The sequence below is a fragment of the Neomesorhizobium albiziae genome, from assembly GCF_900114255.1.
GTDB classification, from domain to species: Bacteria; Pseudomonadota; Alphaproteobacteria; order Rhizobiales; family Rhizobiaceae; genus Neomesorhizobium; species Neomesorhizobium albiziae.
This window is the reverse complement of record NZ_FOSL01000027.1, coordinates 24,458-42,205: the sequence shown is the minus strand read 5'-3', so window position 1 is coordinate 42,205 and position 17,748 is coordinate 24,458. Positions and strand designations below refer to the sequence as shown.

At 60.9% G+C, this 17,748-nt stretch carries 16 protein-coding genes; 11 read left to right on the top strand and 5 right to left on the bottom strand.

Going from position 1 to position 17,748, the window contains the following annotated elements; genetic code table 11:
• Positions 1–10 precede the first annotated feature (10 nt).
• The 3 genes from F3H98_RS26275 (at position 11) to F3H98_RS26265 (ending at position 1,295) form a co-directional block, all read left to right on the top strand.
• Positions 11–352: a Rieske (2Fe-2S) protein gene (locus tag F3H98_RS26275; protein WP_149763306.1), complete on the top strand. Its 342-nt coding sequence runs from the start codon at positions 11–13 to the stop codon at positions 350–352.
• 216 nt (positions 353–568) lie between these two features.
• Complete coding sequence (locus F3H98_RS26270) at positions 569–733, top strand: YciI family protein (RefSeq protein WP_149763304.1); 165 nt, start codon at positions 569–571, stop codon at positions 731–733.
• A 31-nt stretch (positions 734–764) separates the two neighbouring features.
• Positions 765–1,295: a YciI family protein gene (locus F3H98_RS26265; protein ID WP_188130568.1), complete on the top strand. Its 531-nt coding sequence runs from the start codon at positions 765–767 to the stop codon at positions 1,293–1,295.
• A 233-nt stretch (positions 1,296–1,528) separates the two neighbouring features.
• Here F3H98_RS26265 and F3H98_RS26260 read toward each other — a convergent pair whose 3' ends face one another.
• The 4 genes from F3H98_RS26260 to F3H98_RS32615 form a co-directional block, all read right to left on the bottom strand.
• Positions 1,529–2,800 carry an HlyD family secretion protein gene (locus tag F3H98_RS26260; protein WP_149763300.1) on the bottom strand — a complete coding sequence of 424 codons (1,272 nt, stop codon included), beginning with the start codon at positions 2,798–2,800 and terminating at the stop codon, positions 1,529–1,531.
• Positions 2,801–2,811: 11 nt separating this feature from the next.
• On the bottom strand, positions 2,812–3,015 hold the full coding sequence (locus tag F3H98_RS26255; protein WP_149763298.1) for a DUF1656 domain-containing protein: 204 nt from the start codon (positions 3,013–3,015) through the stop codon (positions 2,812–2,814).
• Positions 3,012–4,754 (bottom strand): FUSC family protein, encoded by a 1,743-nt coding sequence (locus F3H98_RS26250; protein WP_188130567.1) that lies wholly within the window; start codon positions 4,752–4,754, stop codon positions 3,012–3,014. The genes F3H98_RS26255 and F3H98_RS26250 overlap by 4 nt, the downstream gene beginning before the upstream one ends.
• Before the next feature lie 106 nt (positions 4,755–4,860).
• Positions 4,861–5,481, bottom strand: coding sequence for a helix-turn-helix domain-containing protein (locus tag F3H98_RS32615; protein WP_149763294.1), 621 nt, complete (start codon positions 5,479–5,481; stop codon positions 4,861–4,863).
• A 416-nt stretch (positions 5,482–5,897) separates the two neighbouring features.
• Here F3H98_RS32615 and F3H98_RS26240 point away from each other — a divergent pair, with 416 nt between their 5' ends.
• From F3H98_RS26240 to F3H98_RS26205, 8 genes are all read left to right on the top strand, one after another.
• Entirely contained in the window at positions 5,898–7,403 is a 1,506-nt protein-coding gene (locus F3H98_RS26240) for a mechanosensitive ion channel family protein (RefSeq protein WP_149763292.1), read from the top strand.
• Positions 7,404–7,813: 410 nt separating this feature from the next.
• Positions 7,814–9,022 carry an acyl-CoA dehydrogenase family protein gene (locus F3H98_RS26235; protein ID WP_149763290.1) on the top strand — a complete coding sequence of 403 codons (1,209 nt, stop codon included), beginning with the start codon at positions 7,814–7,816 and terminating at the stop codon, positions 9,020–9,022.
• Between the two features lie 61 nt (positions 9,023–9,083).
• Entirely contained in the window at positions 9,084–9,938 is an 855-nt protein-coding gene (locus tag F3H98_RS26230; protein WP_149763288.1) for an enoyl-CoA hydratase-related protein, read from the top strand.
• A 33-nt stretch (positions 9,939–9,971) separates the two neighbouring features.
• Complete coding sequence (locus F3H98_RS26225) at positions 9,972–11,198, top strand: CaiB/BaiF CoA transferase family protein (protein ID WP_149763286.1); 1,227 nt, start codon at positions 9,972–9,974, stop codon at positions 11,196–11,198.
• 31 nt (positions 11,199–11,229) lie between these two features.
• Positions 11,230–12,015: an enoyl-CoA hydratase gene (locus F3H98_RS26220; protein WP_149763284.1), complete on the top strand. Its 786-nt coding sequence runs from the start codon at positions 11,230–11,232 to the stop codon at positions 12,013–12,015.
• Between the two features lie 80 nt (positions 12,016–12,095).
• Complete coding sequence (locus tag F3H98_RS26215; protein ID WP_149763282.1) at positions 12,096–13,016, top strand: 3-hydroxyacyl-CoA dehydrogenase; 921 nt, start codon at positions 12,096–12,098, stop codon at positions 13,014–13,016.
• Between the two features lie 22 nt (positions 13,017–13,038).
• Positions 13,039–14,013, top strand: coding sequence for a 3-hydroxyacyl-CoA dehydrogenase NAD-binding domain-containing protein (locus tag F3H98_RS26210; protein ID WP_149763280.1), 975 nt, complete (start codon positions 13,039–13,041; stop codon positions 14,011–14,013).
• Between the two features lie 178 nt (positions 14,014–14,191).
• Positions 14,192–15,841, top strand: a complete 1,650-nt coding sequence (locus F3H98_RS26205; protein ID WP_149763278.1) for a fatty acid--CoA ligase — start codon at positions 14,192–14,194, stop codon at positions 15,839–15,841.
• A 91-nt stretch (positions 15,842–15,932) separates the two neighbouring features.
• Here the strand turns inward: F3H98_RS26205 and F3H98_RS26200 are convergent, their stop codons facing one another.
• A complete protein-coding gene (locus F3H98_RS26200; protein ID WP_149763276.1) occupies positions 15,933–17,579 on the bottom strand; it encodes a type 2 periplasmic-binding domain-containing protein in 1,647 nt (548 codons plus the stop codon).
• Positions 17,580–17,748: the final 169 nt, after the last annotated feature.

Genomic DNA, 17,748 nt, shown 5'->3' with positions numbered 1-17,748 from the left:
GGAGAGATCGATGAGCGGGCTTGCTACGAAAAACTTCCTCACGGTCGGTCCGGGCGACGCAATTCCCAACGACTTCGTTGTCCCATACTACCTGGATAATCTCAAACTGCGGATCTCGGTAGCGCGGGTCGGCGGCCATTTCTACGCGTTCGACGACCTGTGCACCTGCGCCGATGAAGCATGCCCGCTCTCCGGCGGCCTGCTCACAGGTACAACAATCATGTGCCAATGCCATGGCTCCCGGTTCGACATCACGACCGGAGCCGTGGTCAACGGCCCAGCAACTAGGTCAATCAAAATCTACGAAGCGAAGGAGGTCGAGGGCAGCATTCACATCCGCCCTGCCGGTTGATCGACCAAGTAAACAGGGATATGTCGAAGCCGTCGACTGATGGGAGGAAAGTTGCGAGGCGGGTGCCGAAAAGTCGTCGGCAAACTGAGTGCCGGCCGAGCGAACTCCGCCCTCAGCGAAAGAGGCTACGCCTGCTGGTGTGGGCCCGAATAGGCGATCTCCTGTGATAGTCAGCGGCGGCCTTGCTGAACTCTAATCAAAGGGATTGTCAGCATCATGAAGTTCATCAATTTTGCCAAATACAGAGACTTGGACCAGATCGCCGGGGCCCGTCCGGCCCACTTCGCATACGCGGATCGACTGCGGGCACAAGGCAAGCTGGCAATCGGCGGCCCCCTCCTGGATGATCAGGGACGTCGTATCGGGTTGCTGTTCGTCTAAGAAGCCGTCTCGCGGGACGAAGCGCTGGCCTTTGCGCAGGAAGACCCCCTTCACCATTGCAAACGCATTGAGCGGTTACGAGATCACCGAATGGCGTCTTCGCGAAGCGAATATCGATCTCCTCATCGAAGCAAATCGAGCGGTCCACCAGAGCGGCGACGAAAATATCCCACGTCGGTTGTTCGCGAACTACGCGAAATACTCCGCCGACAAATCGCGACTCGCGACCGTTCGCCCGATGCATTGGGAGTATAATCAAACTCTTGAGAACGCTGGCAAATTGGCCCTGGCGGGCACCTTCGCGGACGACGAGGGAGAGCTCTTTGTCTACAACGCGGTCCGCAGAGGGGAAGCAATGTCCAATCTCAAGCAAGATCCATTCGCTCTAGCAGGCGTGTTCGCAGCTTGCGAACTCCTCGAATGGCTTATTGAGGGCCTCAATCCTGATTTGCTCGCCACGAATCTCTCCCTGGGAACGAGTAAGGGTGCCTTCCGAAAGATGTCCGCCATTGGCACCGCGACATCTCGCGGCGAAGAGACAATTCGGTCGCTTTCGGATTGAAGCCGATCGTCAGCGAGTCACGCAGAGATGTAATGGAGCTGGTGACAGGTTCCAGCCTCAAATCTGGGTTGACATTGACTACTTTTGACCCGGCACCTTTCGACCTATACTTTGAGGTTACACAAACTTTGCATTGGATAATCAAAACGTCCTTTCTTGCTTATCCAGGTCTTGGAAGCTGCCGGTCTGTTTCCGGCCAAAGCCAAGCAGCAACGAATTGGGCATCGTTTAATTTAGCGAGGCGACGCCTGTATGTCGGTGGCCAGGCCGGGATTGATTTGTTCCGGATCCGGGGTCGCTTGTGCTTCCCATGCCGGGACCGATTGCCCCGGCTCGCTGTCGATCACCGGGGAGATGCAGTCAGGGTTCGCCGGGGGACTGCCCAGCACGTTGAAAAGGCTCGCGCGCGCGCTGAACAACCAGGAGTGATCGGCGGCTGAGTTGTCCCGGACAGTCACGGTTGCGGTCATGCCGGACACTAGCGGCACGCCGGGCGGCACTTCATCGATGGCGATGCGGACTGGAACGCGTTGGGCCAAACGCACCCACGTATAGATCGGATCCACGTTCGGAAGTCCTTGCGCGCCGGCAGCTGCGTTGGAAACGCTGAGGCCGCGGGTGATCGTATTGACATGCCCGACGATCGGCGCGGAATAGCCCATCAACTTTGCCTCGACCCGGGCTCCAGTGCATACGTGGGACATCTTGGTCTCTTCAAAATATCCGTCGATCCAGAAACTGTCGGTATCGATGATCGAAACATTGGTGACACCCTGGCGAGCATAGTCTCCAGCACGCAGCAGCAGGTTCGTCACATATCCATTCACCGGGCTGCGAACCTCAGTACGCTTCAGGTTTATTTCGGCCAGAGCGACCTGGTACTGCGCGGCTTCGAACGCGGCCTCGGCCTGGATCGCGTTGCCGGCGTATATCTGCTGCTGCTCAGGAGTAGTGGCGACGCTGGACAACTTCCGCTGTCGTTCGGATTGTCGCTCCTTCACCTGCAGGTCGGCCGCTCTTTGCTGCAGCATCGCCTTGCTGCCGTGCAGGGCGAGGTTAAAGTCGAACGGATCGATCACGAATAGCACATCGCCCTTGCGCACGAACTGGTTGTCGGCCACGCGCAGATCCTTGATCCTGCCTGAGATTTCGGGAGCTACGCTTGCGACCTGAACGCGGACGCGCCCGTCGCGGGTCCACGGAGCGGTCAGATAGCTGTCCCAGGCGAGGAGGGAGATCAACACTGCAACGAGCGCAAGGACCAGAGTGGTCAGCCTCTTCGCCGTCGCCAGCAGCACCTGTGGCACGAAGCGCCGCGGCCGGATCGATTGGCCCTGGGATAAAACAGCAACCTGATCGCGGTCTTGCAATGCGACCGGCGCAGGAAGCGTGGGGTTCGCCTCCTGCGCTGCCCCGTCCGCCGTTTGTGTCGATGGAGGATTAAGCGGTTCCGTCGCCGAGACCGGCGACGCCTCCCGAACAAGCTCTTCCTTGAGCGCTTCCATAGACTGTCTCCTTAGGCGAGAAGCACGAGGCTGCTCAGCACGACCACGTACAGGCTGAATTCGGCGATCGACACGTGGCTGAAGATCGTTGCGAAACCGATGAGGCGCAGGATCGGCCGAAGCACCAGGATGATGGCGAGCGCCGAAGCCGCGTAGGTGACGAACGGGGCAAACAGGACTCCGCCGATTATGAACTCATGGAAATCGTGCGTCATGACTCGCGTCCATGCGTTTGAGCGGCTCCGAAGCGGATCGCCGCGGCTTGATCGAAATACGCCAGCGCTTGCTCGACGGAAGTGCGGTACTCCGCGTCGTTGGGGCCAGCGCCTGCGATCTGCCCGACCCGCACGGCATCGCGAAATGCTGCCTCCTCGGGCGCGTAGCGTCGATCGGTGCGTTCCGCCAGCACGCGAAGGTCATGTCGAGCCGATGCGAGCAGCCAGCGTCTGCGTTGGCCGTCTGACACGGGAGGAATGAGGTACTGGGTTGCCAGCAGCACGCCCGCCGCGAGACAGACGAACAACGACGTGAAAAGAAATGACTGCGGATTGTAGGTTTGCGGATTGCTCGCTGCGAACAGGGCCGAAATGAAAATCAGGTTGACCTTCCCGAGACCCGACAAGACCGGGTTTGGCAGGGTCGCCACCAATGCCGCCCCGATCAGGAATGGAGCAAGGCCAATCGCCAGCAGCGGAAAGTCGGAGACGCCATTGAGAACGAAGAATTCGAGGATGCCCGTGAGAGCGACCGCAATCGGCGCCCCGACAAGACCGAGCGCCGTGAATGCCCGCGGCGCAGGTGTCGTCGCACCCAGTGCAAGGACGACCGCAACCAGCGAAAGCGATGAGCTCGCGCTCGGCCAGCCCGCCAGAACGAAAAAGAGCGAAGCTGCCGCAACGCACGCGGCCGCCCGGACACCGTTTTCGATTGCAATACGCTGCGAGTGGTAGAGTGGCGCCCGCCATGACCGCGATGGGCGCACGACCGACTTCAGCGCGGAAAGATGAAGGCGAACCTCTGCATCCCGCCGCAGCAGTTCGCGCAGCGCCCGCCCAAGTGATGTTGACGCGGCGCCGGGCAAGTCGACGTCATCGTCGCGGGACGAGGTTTGCAAAGACTGTTCGGTGCCCAAATGGAACAAGGATCCTTCGCGCAGTGCCTGATCGGTAATTGCGGGAAACGCGGCCAGGGCGCGCGCCGCCTGCAGCTCCGCCACGAGCGCCACCATCGCACTGCGAGCCGCCGCACTTCTCACCGGACCGCTGCTCGATTCGGCGGCGAGGCTCGAGATGTCCGGGCGGAGCGCAACGATCTCCCTGATCAGGGTCGCGACTGCCACCGTATCGGTGGCCTCGTGGCGAATGACCGCGCGAGCATAGTTTCGCACGCGGTGGTGAAGGGCTGCGAGCTGCGCACCAAGCCGCGGATGGCGATCGGGAGCAAACAGCAGATCGTTTACGAGCGTGATTGCCATTACGCCCACCGCAATAGCAGCACCGCGCTCCATCGCTACTTGAAAGACAAACTGCGGATTGTCGATTTGCTGGATGGCGATCAATGCGACGGTATAGCCCGATAGGACCGCCGCGTAGGCGCGGTAGCCATCAAGCAGTCCGCACGCATAGACGCATAGGCCCATCCATGCCGCGAAGGCCACGAGAAACAAGTCTCTCGTTTGGGACAGCGATCCCACGATTGCAATCGAGGCGAGCACCCCCAGGGCGGTCGCGATCAGACGATAGCCGGCCTTTTCCCGTACCTGCCCGCGGGTCGGCTCCGCTAGTATCATGACGGTGAGCATGGCCGAGGACGGCGCCTCGAGTTGGAGCCAGAAACTCGCCAACAAGGCGACCACCGCAGCCATCCAGATGCGAACCGCAAATGCCCAGGACTGCAGGGGGAAGCCTGCGATTTCGAAAGGCGACTGTTTCGCGGTTGGGGAATGCGCAATCATCAAACTTGCTCCGGCACCTCGTTTACGTGTCTGGTGTTGGCGGCGGCTCCTGGCTGGTCCTGGTTCGGACTGCGGGATGGCCGCCATATTTCGGCGCAGACCCCCTTCACGAAATTCCGCCTGCAGCGCTGAGTAGTGGCTCGAGGCCAGCGCGAGGGCCCGACGGGATCAGCCAGGGGTGCCATCGCGTGTTGCGCTCGCGCCGCCAGTTCGATGGACTTTGGCCAAAGGCTTGCCTGAAAAGCTTGCTCAAATGCGCCTGGTCGGAAAACCCGACGCTTAGGGCGATTTCGCTCAGCGGAGCCGTGCTGGTCAGCATAAGGTGACAGGCTTCCTCGAGCCGCCGCCTCACGATGTAGGCGTGCGGCGGTTCTCCGAACGCTTGTTTGAACGAGCGCGAAAAATGCGCCGTGCTCCGCCGCGCAACGGCGCTGAGGTCACTCGCGTGAATGGTCCGGTCCAGATTCCGGTCGATGAAGGAGCGGACACGCGCTATCTGCCAACCCGCCAATCCACCCGTTCTCGAGGCTTTAGCGCCTGAACGGCGCTCGACCTCCGATTGGAGGATGGATGACGCAGTGGCCAGCGATGTCCTAGCCGCTTCCCGATCATGCTCGAGATCGCTCTTGGCTGCTTCAAGGAGCAACACGAGGCTGTTTGCCAAGGAGCCAAACTCGAGATCGATTTGAGACGAAGCGTCTGCCGCCTCGCTGTATGGCCTTTCCATATCGAAACCTCACAACATCCTGTGCCAGCCGGGACGAATTACATACGGGCGTCGGCCGTGATGGGATGCAGTTTGATGATTTCGAATGCTGCGATCTATTGCGCTCAGGTATCGGCGAATAGCCTCATGGTTCACCGGGCTGAACTTTAGATTACATGGAAGGTCGGTCGATTTCGGGTTGGCAAACCGTCACTCATATAGCTTCGGCACCAAGTTCCTGGCGGCATGAATGTTAAATCATGCGCGAAACGTCAAAGGCGCGATCGCTTTGTCGAAGGCGGCAACCCCTTTCCATGATTAAGCGATCGTTCGTGATCGGCACCCGGAATTGAGACCCCGAGGCACGAACCTGCCTCCATGTTTGCGTCGATCCGTGCGGCACCTGGGGTGTTGAACAATAGGAGGCTCTCCATCCCATGATTGACTACGATCATCTATCCGATTTCATCGCGAGCCCCATCGTCCAGATTGGCATGCTGGCCGCGGGTGCATTGGTTACCCGCATTCTGCTCCGCGGCCGCCCGACGCTTCGCCTGGTCGGTCAACTGGCGTTCTTTTTGGTGCTAACGGCGCTGCTGCTCCATCACGGGATCATCCCCTATCAACTCGGCCCTGCCGGCATCTCCACATTGCAGCGCATATTGATCGGCATCGCCAAGGTGATCTGGTGGATCAATGCTGCATGGTCTTTGATCGGCGTGGTCCGCGTGTTCCTCATCCTCGAACGCCAGCCCCGTGAGGGACGGCTTCTTCAGGATCTCGTTGTGGGATTCATCTATGTCGGGGCGGCGCTATCCATCATCGCCTATGTGTTCAACGCCCCGGTCGGAACACTGATAGCCACGTCCGGCGCGGTCGCCATCGTCCTGGGCCTTGCACTGCAAAGTACACTCGGGGACCTCTTTTCAGGGATAGCTCTAAACCTCGCCAGGCCTTACGGAATTGGGGACTGGCTTGTGCTGAGCAACGGCATCGAAGGCAAGGTGGTCGAGATGAATTGGCGCGCCACCCATCTTCTCACAGATGCAAACGATCTGGTGATTGTTCCCAACAGCGACCTCGCGAAGGCAAGGCTGACAAACCTCAGCAGCCCCGAGAGGAGCCACGGTGTGTCGCTGACGGTCCGCTTTCGATCAAGCACCGCGCCGTCCGCGATGGTCGATGTGATGCGCTCGGTATTCTTGAGCAGCAATTCGATACTGGCGCAACCGGAGCCGAGTGTACAAATACTGTCGCTGGATGGAGGCGCCGTGGAGTTGCAGCTCGCTTTCAGAGTGGCAGAGATAGCCGTCGCCAGCAGGGCAAGAAGCGAGATCTTCGACCTGATCTACCGTCATTCAAAGGCGGCCGGACTCTCTCTCGCTGCGCCCGCCGAAGCCGTTAGCCCGGCATTCCCGAAAGTTGACGAGGTGCGGTTTGGCTTTCACACCACGCCGCGCCGACTTCTGGATTCGATCCCCCTTTTCGCCTCGCTGACCGAGGACGAGCGGGAATCTCTCGCCTCCACGATGGTGCGCCGAACCTTTCCAAAAGGCGAGGTCCTCGCCGCCCAGGGCGAGGTGTTGAAGTCGCTTATGATTGTACGTAGCGGCGTCGTATCCGTAAATCGCCGCGACGGCACGCGCGAGACGGAACTCGGCCGTCTGGCGCCTGGAGACTTCTTCGGCGACGGCGGTCTTCTCACTGGGGACGGTGAGTTTGGCAGCATCAAGGCGCTAACCTTTGTGGTCGTCTACGAGATTATACAGGAAGGCCTGGCCCCCTTGATGCGAGATCGCCCTGCCATTGTCGATGAGCTGGCCTCGCTTCTTTCGAAGCGGAGTGCATCGGAGCTGCTTCGGGTTGGGCAAGGCGAGGGGGTTGCGCCCGCAACGACGTTAAGGACCTTGCGGGCGCGTATCAGAGATTTGTTCAACCTCTGATCCAAATGACCCAGTTCTCCATCGCTGGCCTCGCGTCAGAACCCAAGCTCACGTTTCGAGCTTGAAACGCGAGCGTTCGATGGCAGGCACGCTGCCATCCTTGAAGGTCAGCCATCCGACCGATTGTCAGGATTAGGGAATCTTGTGTCGCGACTTGGCCGCTTGAGCGCGGACGCCTTCGGCTGTCGCGGCGCGATGCCACCGGCACGTTGAAGGCCTGGCGGGGCAATTATTCGTCACGCTGATTTCCGATCCCGTTGGTGTGCCGACACCTACGCCGAAGACAGCAAGAAATCGGGCACGTGCATCCTACCCGCGGCAGAGTTCTCCAAGAATAAAGCGCCGGCTGAGGCCATATTGCTGCGTACACACTTCATTCCAAGAGATCAGGATCGAGCAGGAGAAAGATGATGGCAATTGCAACCATCGCAATCAGGGAAGACAAGAAGTCGAAAGCGCTGCCGGCACCCAACGGCGACTTCTACCAAATCGAGCAGACATTGAGCGCCGATGAACAGGCGGTCCTCAACAAGGTGTGCGATTTCATGGAGACCAGGGTCGCGCCCATCATCAACGATTACTGGGTCAGAGACGCTTTCCCGTTCGAGCTGATCCCAGCCTTGAAGGAGCTCAACATCGGCGACCTCAACGTCGGAAGTTACAGCTCGAAGCTGAAGGGCATGGTGGCGATGGAGATGTCTCGCGTCGATCCGTCGTTCACCACTTTCTTTGGGGTTCACACCGGTCTTGCCATGGGGACGATCGCCCTGTTGGGCTCTGAGGAGCAGAAGCAGAAATGGCTTCCGCCCATGGCGCGTTGGGAGATGATAGGTTGCTTCGGCCTGACCGAACCGCTGGTCGGCTCGGGCACGGGCGGAGGGCTCCTCACGACCGCGAAACGCCAAGGCGATACGTGGGTCATCAACGGCGAGAAAAAGTGGATCGGCAACGCACCCTGGTGCGACGTGTCGATCATCTGGGCGCGCGACGTGGCCGATAACCAGGTCAAGGGCTTCATCGTCGAGAACAAGACGACGCCCGGCTTCAGCGTGGAGAAAATCCAGAACAAGATGGCTCTCAAGGTGGTTCAGAACGGCCTGATCACCATGAAGGAATGCCGGGTTCCGGAAGCCAACCGCCTGCAGAATGCCAATTCCTTCCGCGACACCGCGCACGTGCTGCGCGAGACGCGGTCCGGCGTCGGCTGGATGGCTACCGGAGTGCAGATGGGCGCCTACGAAGCCGCGGTGAAATATACGCAGCAGCGGCTGCAGTTCGGCAAGCCGATCGCTTCGTTCCAGCTCATGCAGGATCTCATCGCCCGAATGCTCGCAAATGTGACGGCGAGCCAGGCATTGATGCTGCGCCTCGAGCAACTCCACGAAGAGGGCAAGCTTTTGGACCAGCACGCCTCTCTGGCTAAGGCGTTCACGACCGCGAGAATGCGCGAGACCGTCGCCTGGGCACGCGAGGTGCACGGCGCCAACGGCATCATCGTCGACAACAATGTTGGACGCTTGTTCGCCGATGCCGAGGCGCTCTACTCGTACGAGGGCACCTTCCAGATGCAGAACCTCATCGTCGGCAAGGCTGCGACCGGGTTCAGCGCCTTCGTTTGAGCGCTGATCTGCCGGAACGGCCAAGTCCCCTTCATCCAGATCGAAACTCAGGAGACGATCCATGAGCTCGCCAGCTGCCGCCCATACACTTGAATACGACATGAGCTTGCCAGTCGGCGAGCTGAACACCGGACCGCGGCTCCGCAATGTCCTCTACGAAAAACGGAACGCAATCGCCTATGTGACGATCAATCGCCCGAAGGTGCTCAACGCGCTCAACCGGTCCACCTGGCTCGACCTTCGCTCGGCCTTCGAGGATGCGCGCGACGACGCCAGTGTGCGCGGCGTTATTCTTACCGGTGCGGGCGACAAGGCGTTTGTCGCTGGCGCCGATATCAGCGAGTTGGCGCATGTAAGTTCGGTCGAGGCAGAGGCATCGAGCCGCTTCGGACAGGCGGTGCTTTATCTGATCGAGGATCTCGGCAAGCCGGTCATCGCTGCCATCAACGGCTTTGCCCTGGGCGGCGGGTGCGAGGCGGCGATGGCCTGCACTATCCGAATCGCGGTCCCTCAGGCCAAGTTCGGCCAGCCTGAAGTGAAGCTGGGGTTGGTTCCCGGCGGCGGCGGCACCCAGCGGTTGCCCCGACTGATCGGCAAGGGTCGAGCGCTTCAGCTTATTTTGACCGGCGGCCTGATCAGCGCTGAGGAAGCGCACCGCATCGGACTTGTCAACGAAATCGTGCCAGCCACGGAGCTGATTCCGCGCGCGGAAGCGATCCTCCGCGAGATCGCCGCCAACGGACCCATAGCCGTGCGGTATGCGCTCGAAGCCACGAACAAGGGCATGGAAACGAGCCAGAGCGAAGGCCTCGCCCTCGAAGCCTCCTACTTCGGCCTGTGCGCCGGAACGGAGGACAAGAATGAGGGCACGTTGGCATTCCTCGAGAAGCGCGCACCCCAGTTCCACGGGCGCTGAACCGCTCGCCCGCAACATCAAGGATCAAACCAAATGGAAACCGAAAATATCTTCTCCGGACTGAAGGTGGCGGACTTCTCAAGCTTCGTCGCCGGCCCCAGCGCCGCCGTCATCCTATCGGACTTCGGCGCCGACGTCATCAAGATCGAGCCGCCGAGCGGCGACCCATGGAGACATGGGAACCGGGTCGCCCCGCAGCCGCTCGCGGAGGAGCCCTATCAGTGGCATCTCGCCAACCGCAACAAGCGAAGCATCACGCTCGATCTCAAATCGCCCGACGCTGAGCAGGTGCTCCAGAAGCTCGTCACCTGGGCCGACGTGCTCGTCGTCAATACGCCGCACCACGCCCGCCGCAAGCTGAAGCTTGAGTACAGCGATGTCGTGCAATGGAATCCGCGGTTGATCTATGCAGATCTCACTGGCTTCGGCGAGAAGGGCCCGGATGCCGATCTGCCCGGCTTCGACATCACCTCGTACTGGGCGCGCAGCGGTCTGCTGTCGATGACGCGCGACGCCGGCTCGCCGCCAACCTGGCCGGTCGGCGGAAGCGGTGACAACGCGACAGCCATGGGCCTCTACTCGGCCATCGTTACGGCGCTCTATCGCCGTGAACGTACCGGCGAGGGAGCGTATGTCACCACCTCGCTGCTTGCGGAAGGCGTCTGGTCGGCAAGCGTCTCGATCCAGGGCGCATTGGCCGGCGCGACGTTTGCCGCCCCCCATGATCGCAAGAATCCAGCGAATGCAGCGCTCAACGTCTATCGCGCCTCCGACGGAACCTGGTTCGTGCTCATCATCGCGCCCGACAGGTTCGTTGCCGTGGCGCAAGCCATCGGGCGCGAGGACCTCCTGACAGACCCGCGGTTCTCCGATCGCGCAAAGCTCGCGGCAAATCGGCCGCAGCTCACTGCAATTCTCGACGAAGTGTTCGGCGGCCAGCCGATGGCGCACTGGCATGAGGTTTTCAGCGGCGTCAACGTCACGTTCGGAGCCGTGCGCGGGCCGGAAGAGGTGATCAAGGATCCGCAGCTGACGCTCAACGAGATCGTCGTTCCGCTCGAGGGCGCTGGCGGCAAGCTCACCGAGACGATCAGCAGTCCGATCCAGGTGCATGGCGTCAAGAAAGTTCCTGCCCGGCGCGCGCCCGATCTTGGTGAACATACCGAAGAAGTACTGCAAGAGCTGGGGTTTGACGCCCGGGGCATCGAGGGGCTGCGCAGAGGCGGCGCCGCGCCGATGGCAAAGGAACGCGCGGCCTAGCGGACCGAAACGAACACACGGGAGTCAAGCAATGAACGACATCATCACCGAGCGTTCCGGCGGCATCCTGCGGATCGAGTTCAATCGGCCCGAGAAGAAGAACGCGATGACGAAAGCCATGTACACGCGCCTGGCGGAAATTTTCAACGAAGCCGCCGACGACGAAGAAACCGATGTCGTCCTCTGGCACAGCGCTGGAGACGCCTTCTGCGCCGGCAACGACGCCGCCGATTTCCTGAAGCCCCCGCCCGCGTCGGGGAAACCTCCGCAGGCCCAGCTGATGGAAGCATTCATCAAGTTCGAAAAGCCGATCGTCGTGGCCGTGCAAGGCGCGGCGATCGGCGGCGGAACCACGATGCTGACGCACTGCGATGTCGTCTACGCGGGCCAAGGCGCGCGGTTTCAGCTGCCATTCATCAACCTGGCGCTCACGCCGGAGTTCGGCTCGAGCTATTCGCTGCCGGCGCGCATCGGGCATATCCGGGCGGCGGAATTGTTCCTGTTGGGAGAGCCCTTCGGAGCCGCGCGAGCGGCAGAGCTGGGCCTGGTGACCCGCGTGGTGCCTGACGATCGCCTGTTCGCGACAGCAATGGAGACAGCGAAGAAGCTCGCAGCGAAACCAAGCGGAGCATTGTGGGCCAGCAAGCGGCTCTTGAAGCTGGGCTTCATCGACCAAGTCAAGGCGGCGATCGAAAAGGAAGGGCAAGAGTTCAGCCAGCGATTGCGCTCCGCCGATGCCAAGGAGGCGTTGTCTGCTTTCATCGAAAAGCGCCCGCCGAATTTCACGAAAGGGGCAGCGTCGGTCGCGGCGGAATAGTTGCTGCCTGCGCCATCCTGATCCGTTGGTCCCAGGCTCGCAACTTTTCTGGGCGCGACGGGGACACGAAAGGAAAAATCATGAGCGTACTAGAGACTACCAGGGCAAAAGTTTCATCGGGCGCGACCCGCATCGGCCGATTGTTCTTTCTGGAGCTGAGCGGCGGTCGCATTCACACGATGAATGCGGACGGCTCCGAACGAAGGGTCATCATCGCCGGCTGCCCGCTTCCCGACGGCATCGCGATCGACGTCGAGGCCGGCCATATCTACTGGACCAACATGGGGGTTCCCAACCTCAACGACGGGTCCATCGAACGCGCCGATTTCGACGGTGGAAATCGGAAGGTTATCGTCGCGCCGGGCCGCACCCACACGCCGAAGCAGCTTCATTTGGAGAAGCACAGCGGCAAGCTCTACTGGTCGGATCGCGAGGGCATGCGGGTGATGCGCGCAAATCTCGACGGCACGAATGTCGAGACGCTGGTAGAGACGGGCGAGGGCGACGACGATCGTCGCGACGCGACGCGATGGTGCGTCGGGATCACGGTGGACCCGGTTCGCCGACAGATCTACTGGACCCAGAAAGGCCCCGACAACTCCGAACTCGGCCGGATCTTCCGCGCGGGCATAGAGCTGCCTGAGGGGGAGGACGCCGCCAATCGCACGGATATCGAAGTGCTGTTCGACGACCTGCCGGAGCCAATCGACCTCGAGCTCGATCTGGAAAGCCGCGTCCTCTATTGGACCGATCGTGGCAATCCGCCCTTCGGCAATACCGTCAATCGCGCCCCGATCGACGCGCCGGCCGGCAGCGGTCGCCTGCCGGAGGTCGTGCTCACGGACCTCATGGAGGGCATCGGCATCGCCCTCGATGTCGCCGGCAACCGCATGTTCGTCACCGATCTCGGCGGGTCCGTCTATTGCGCGAAACTCGATGGATCGGAGAAGCGGACGCTTCTCTATGCCCAGGGCAACCTCAGCGGCATTGCTTATGCCTGACCATTTCCAAGGAGATCACACCATGTCCGACATCAAAACCATTCGCCAGGTCGCTGTCATCGGGACAGGGGTTATCGGCGCGAGCTGGACGGCGCTCTTCCTAGCCAAAGGACTCGACGTCGTCGCAACCGACGTCGCACCCAATGCCGAAGCCTCGTTAAGAGCGTTCGTTGACGCCGCCTGGCCAGCGCTCGAGAGGTTGGGTCTCACCCCTGGCGCCTCGCCACTCAGGCTCGTCTTTACGACCGATCTGGCAGAGGCCGTGAAGGACGTCGACCTCGTGCAGGAGAACGGGCCCGAGCGGCTCGATTTTAAGCAGAAGCTTTATGGCCAACTCGACGGGCTGTTGCCGCCCGACGTCATTATTGCCTCCAGTTCGTCGGGGCTTGCCATGAGCCAGATCCAGCTGGGCGCAATATCTCATCCCGAGCGCTGCGTCATCGGCCATCCGTTCAATCCGCCGCACCTGATGCCGCTGGTCGAGATTGTCGGCGGGGCAAAAACCTCCGAAGAAACAATCCGGCGCGCTGAGAAGTTCTATACGTCGATCGGCAAGCAGACGGTGCGCATCAACAAGGAGTTGCCCGGCCACGTCGCCAACCGTCTTCAGGCTGCGTTGGCGCGCGAGGTCTATTACCTGGTTGCCGAAGGGGTGCTGAGCGCAGCCGACGTCGATACGGCCCTGACCTACGGGCCGGGCCTGCGCTGGGGCATCATGGGCAACATGATGCTCAATCATCTCGGCGGCGGCCAGGGTGGCATCGAGCACTTCCTGGAACAGTTCGCGGCTCCAATGACCGCTTCGTGGAAGAGCCTGGGCTCGCCGGTGCTGACGCCGGAGGTGCAGAAGAGACTGATCGACAGCGTCCATGCCGAGGTCGGATCGCGCACAGTCGAAGAACTCGAAGCGGAGCGGGACGAACTCCTGCTCGGCCTGCTCGAACTGCGTGCCAAGGCTTCGGAAGGGGCTATCTCGGGCAGAATCGCAGCTGAGTGATCGGGGGCAGGGAGATCGAGTTCAGGTCGACGCGCAATGAGAGAACGAACGATGTTGCCGGACAGCTAGCATGGTTTGCTTGGCGGGGGGCTAAAAACACAGTGGTCCCCAACAAAACTTTGAAACTTGAAACTTGAGCGGCGACCGAATGTGACCGCGAGGAACCGAGGGCGCCGCCATGTCAGGCAGGCTTATACAAGTCACCGACTCCGCATATCGCTATCCACTGCTCATAAAGCAGCTATGGCATACGCCACTGCTGCAGGCTGCCGATCAGGAGATCGTATATCGTGATGTAAGCCGCTTCACCTATCGCCAGTTGCGCGAACGCATCGGGCGGCTGGCGTCCAGCCTCGCCGGGCTCGGCATCGCCGCCGGCGACACCGTCGGCGTGCTCGACTGGGACAGCAACCGGTTCCTGGAGGCCTATTTCGCAGTTCCAATGATGGGGGCTGTCCTACAGACCGTAAATGTCCGTCTGTCGCCGGAACAGCTCGCCTATACGATCAATTACGCGGGGTCGTCGGTGCTTTTGGTGAACGACGACTTTGTTCCGATTTTGGAAGGCATCAAGCAGCAGCTGCCCAAGGTGAAGACGCTGGTCCTGATGTCGGACCGAGCATCGCCCCAGACAGGCAGCCTCTCATTTGCAGGCGCATACGAGGAACTGCTGGCCGCCGCCTCGCCCGACTACAACTTCCCGGACTTCGACGAGAACACCCTTGCCACGACGTTCTATACGTCGGGGACAACTGGTGCGCCGAAAGGTGTCTATTTCAGTCATCGACAGCTGGTGCTCCATGCACTGGCCGAAATGGCCTTCTCGGGCGTTGCCGCGAAACAGGGCCGCTTCAGCCGCGATGATGTCTACATGCCGATCACGCCGATGTTTCATGTGCATGCATGGGGGCTTCCGTGGACGGCCACTCTTGCCGGCATAAAGCAGGTCTATCCCGGTCGCTACGATCCCGCGTTGCTGGTCAAGCTGATCAAATCCGAAGGCGTAACTGTCACGCACGGCGTTCCGACGATCCTGCAAATGCTCCTTGGCGCCGCCACGGCGGCAAACACCGATCTCGCCGGCTTGAAGATGGTGGTCGGCGGCTCTGAACTACCGAGGGCGCTCGCCAAGCAAGCGCTCGCGCTCGGCGTCGACGTCTATGCCGGCTACGGGATGTCGGAGAGCGCCCCTTTGCTTTGTCTGGCGCAGGTGAAGTCCGCGGACCTCTCGGGCGATCCCGAGAAAGAGGTGGAAATCCGAACCAAAGCCGGCATTTCGGCACCACTTGTCGATATTCGCTTGGTCGACAAAGACCAAAACGAAGTACCCCATGACGGTAAAACCCCAGGTGAAATCCTTGTTCGCGCGCCGTGGCTCACGCAGGGCTATGTCGACAACGCCGAAGCCTCCGAGCAATTGTGGGCTGGCGGATATCTGCACACCAGCGATATCGGCGTCATCGACGCGAGCGGTTACCTTCGCGTCGTCGACCGCATCAAGGACGTCATCAAGTCGGGCGGCGAATGGGTCTCTTCGCTGCAGATCGAGGATCTCATTTCGCAGTGCGAGGGTGTGTCGGAAGCCGCGGTGATCGGCGTGAAGGACGAGAAATGGGGCGAGCGACCCTTGGCGCTCGTCATCAGGAATCCCAGGTCCGGCGATCTTAGCGACATGCAAATAAAGGCACATCTGAAATCGTTTTCCGATGCCGGGGTGATTTCGAAGTTCGGCATCCCCGACAAGATCCTGTTTGTTGATGCACTGCCCAAGACGAGCGTCGGAAAATTCAACAAGAAGGAACTCAGAGAGACATACGGCAACGTGTAGTTTGGCCGACGATCGGCCGGCCGGAGCTTGCCCGGCGGTACGCGCAGCGCTCTGCTGGGCGTCTTTTTTGAAGTCGTGCCAAGATAGCCGGCTACATACCAAGCGACTCCTTGTAGAGCTTGATCTGGCTGTCGCGACCAATCTGGTCGGTGATCGTCTCCCAAGCAGCGGCGACCGCGTCGGCTGTCTCCTGAGCGGAGGCGTACTGGCCTGCAATGCCCTTCACCAGTTCGTCCTCGAAGATCGAGTAATACTGGAAGATGCCGGGGATGCGCGGCTCTATGGCGGCGTTCGGGTGATTGTAGCTCTCCGCGGTTGAGCCGAGATAGTCCTCGATATAGTCGCGATCGTAACCCGCGGCCGCCCATTCCTCGTAGTTGAAGTGCGAATTGCGATAGGGCTGGAAGCCGGACGGATACGCCGCCATCCAGAGCGAAATGTCCCTGCCGCCGAGATGAGCTGCCGCCGACCATGCCGCCTTACGCTTCTTCTCGTCGTTCGAGACACGGTTGGTGACGTAGATGCCCCAGCCGAGATGCGCCATGTTCGGTGCGAAGTTCGGGCTGGCGGGTTTCTCCCATTGGCTGGTCTTCGAGTTGTAGACCTCGTCGGCGCCGGGGTTGATCGAGAAACCGATGACATTGCCGACGACTGACGTGTCCGATGTGCGCGCATATGAGCCAATGTCTCCCCACCAGCAGAGCGCGCCGCCGGTGCCGGCCAGGAACTGCTGAGACGCAGTGGTGTTCGGATCGGCATTCACCTGGTCCAGCGGCTCGTCCGGCATCATGTCCATCACGTCCTGGATAGCCCGCACCCACGCCGGGTTGTTGACGCGCGGCTTCATGGTGTCGGGGTCGAACAGCCACGCCGGGTCGTCCGGATGCTTGGCGTAAGCCGCGGCGCGGTCGGCCAGGAAGTAGTAACCGAACCCGCCCCAAGTGTATTTCAATGGATCGAGGAACCCATAGGCATCGCGCCCGGTAAGCGGATCTTTCTTTCCCTTGAGGGCTTGGGAGAAGACCTTGATCTTGGCCCAGGTGTCTGGCGGATTGGTCATGCCGCTGATGGACCCGTCGCCCAAATAGTCCTTGCGGTAAAAGAAGGTGTGGCAATCGCCGTCGATCGTGACGCGGTAGGTCTTGCCATTCCAGGTTCCAACCGGCGGCTTCAGGTAGTCGACGATGTCATCGGCATCGACCTGCTTCGCCACCCAGTCAGGCATCTCGTCAAGAAAGCCTCTGCCAGCAGTGTCGCCCTCTAGCGGCGCACCCATCTCGATGATGTCGAAGTCGACCGTGCCCGTTGCAATCGACTGCTGCAGACGCGGGTTGTAGTCGGCCTGTGCGAGGTCGATCCAGTTGATCTTGGCGCCACTATAGGCCTCCCACGGCGCGAGGAAGCCGCGGAAGAGGAAGTTGTGCTTGTTCTGGTTGTTGAGACCCATGAAGGTGAGTTCGACCCCGGCGAATTCGCCTTCCGCCACATTTTTCTTGGTATCGCCCAGACACAACTCGCCGACCTTCTGCCAGTCCGCGTCCGTCGGCTCGCCAGCTCCAATTCCCGGGATCTTCAGGATTTGCGCGCGCAGGCCGTCTTGCGCGAAGGAGCGAGCGACGGCGCCGAGCACGCCGCCCGACGATCCGGTGGCGAGAGCGGCAGCGACCGCGGCTTGCTTCAGAACGCGGCGGCGGCTTGCCTGCATCCTCATCAGTTGTTCGTAGACGTCGAGCCTCATCGCTGTTTCCTCCCGGTTTATGACCAAGTTTGACAGTCGCGGAGCTATTCTACACCTTCGTTTGGCAGGGGTCTCTGGGTAACCGAGGCTGACCCGATAATATCATGGACCCTTCTTGGGGACCTATACTCTGCTTGCGACCTGCTCAGCCTGCTCCAACGGCCGAGCG

What these genes read in the sequence shown, in the direction of transcription:
- F3H98_RS26275 (WP_149763306.1), top strand. Translation starts at nt 11, where the DNA reads ATGAGCGGGCTTGCTACGAAAAACTTCCTCACGGTCGGTCCGGGCGAC.
- F3H98_RS26270 (WP_149763304.1), top strand. Translation starts at nt 569, where the DNA reads ATGAAGTTCATCAATTTTGCCAAATACAGAGACTTGGACCAGATCGCC.
- F3H98_RS26260 (WP_149763300.1), bottom strand. Translation starts at nt 2,800, where the DNA reads ATGGAAGCGCTCAAGGAAGAGCTTGTTCGGGAGGCGTCGCCGGTCTCG.
- F3H98_RS26255 (WP_149763298.1), bottom strand. Translation starts at nt 3,015, where the DNA reads ATGACGCACGATTTCCATGAGTTCATAATCGGCGGAGTCCTGTTTGCC.
- F3H98_RS26250 (WP_188130567.1), bottom strand. Translation starts at nt 4,754, where the DNA reads ATGATTGCGCATTCCCCAACCGCGAAACAGTCGCCTTTCGAAATCGCA.
- F3H98_RS32615 (WP_149763294.1), bottom strand. Translation starts at nt 5,481, where the DNA reads ATGGAAAGGCCATACAGCGAGGCGGCAGACGCTTCGTCTCAAATCGAT.
- F3H98_RS26240 (WP_149763292.1), top strand. Translation starts at nt 5,898, where the DNA reads ATGATTGACTACGATCATCTATCCGATTTCATCGCGAGCCCCATCGTC.
- F3H98_RS26235 (WP_149763290.1), top strand. Translation starts at nt 7,814, where the DNA reads ATGGCAATTGCAACCATCGCAATCAGGGAAGACAAGAAGTCGAAAGCG.
- F3H98_RS26230 (WP_149763288.1), top strand. Translation starts at nt 9,084, where the DNA reads ATGAGCTCGCCAGCTGCCGCCCATACACTTGAATACGACATGAGCTTG.
- F3H98_RS26225 (WP_149763286.1), top strand. Translation starts at nt 9,972, where the DNA reads ATGGAAACCGAAAATATCTTCTCCGGACTGAAGGTGGCGGACTTCTCA.
- F3H98_RS26220 (WP_149763284.1), top strand. Translation starts at nt 11,230, where the DNA reads ATGAACGACATCATCACCGAGCGTTCCGGCGGCATCCTGCGGATCGAG.
- F3H98_RS26215 (WP_149763282.1), top strand. Translation starts at nt 12,096, where the DNA reads ATGAGCGTACTAGAGACTACCAGGGCAAAAGTTTCATCGGGCGCGACC.
- F3H98_RS26210 (WP_149763280.1), top strand. Translation starts at nt 13,039, where the DNA reads ATGTCCGACATCAAAACCATTCGCCAGGTCGCTGTCATCGGGACAGGG.
- F3H98_RS26205 (WP_149763278.1), top strand. Translation starts at nt 14,192, where the DNA reads ATGTCAGGCAGGCTTATACAAGTCACCGACTCCGCATATCGCTATCCA.
- F3H98_RS26200 (WP_149763276.1), bottom strand. Translation starts at nt 17,579, where the DNA reads ATGAGGCTCGACGTCTACGAACAACTGATGAGGATGCAGGCAAGCCGC.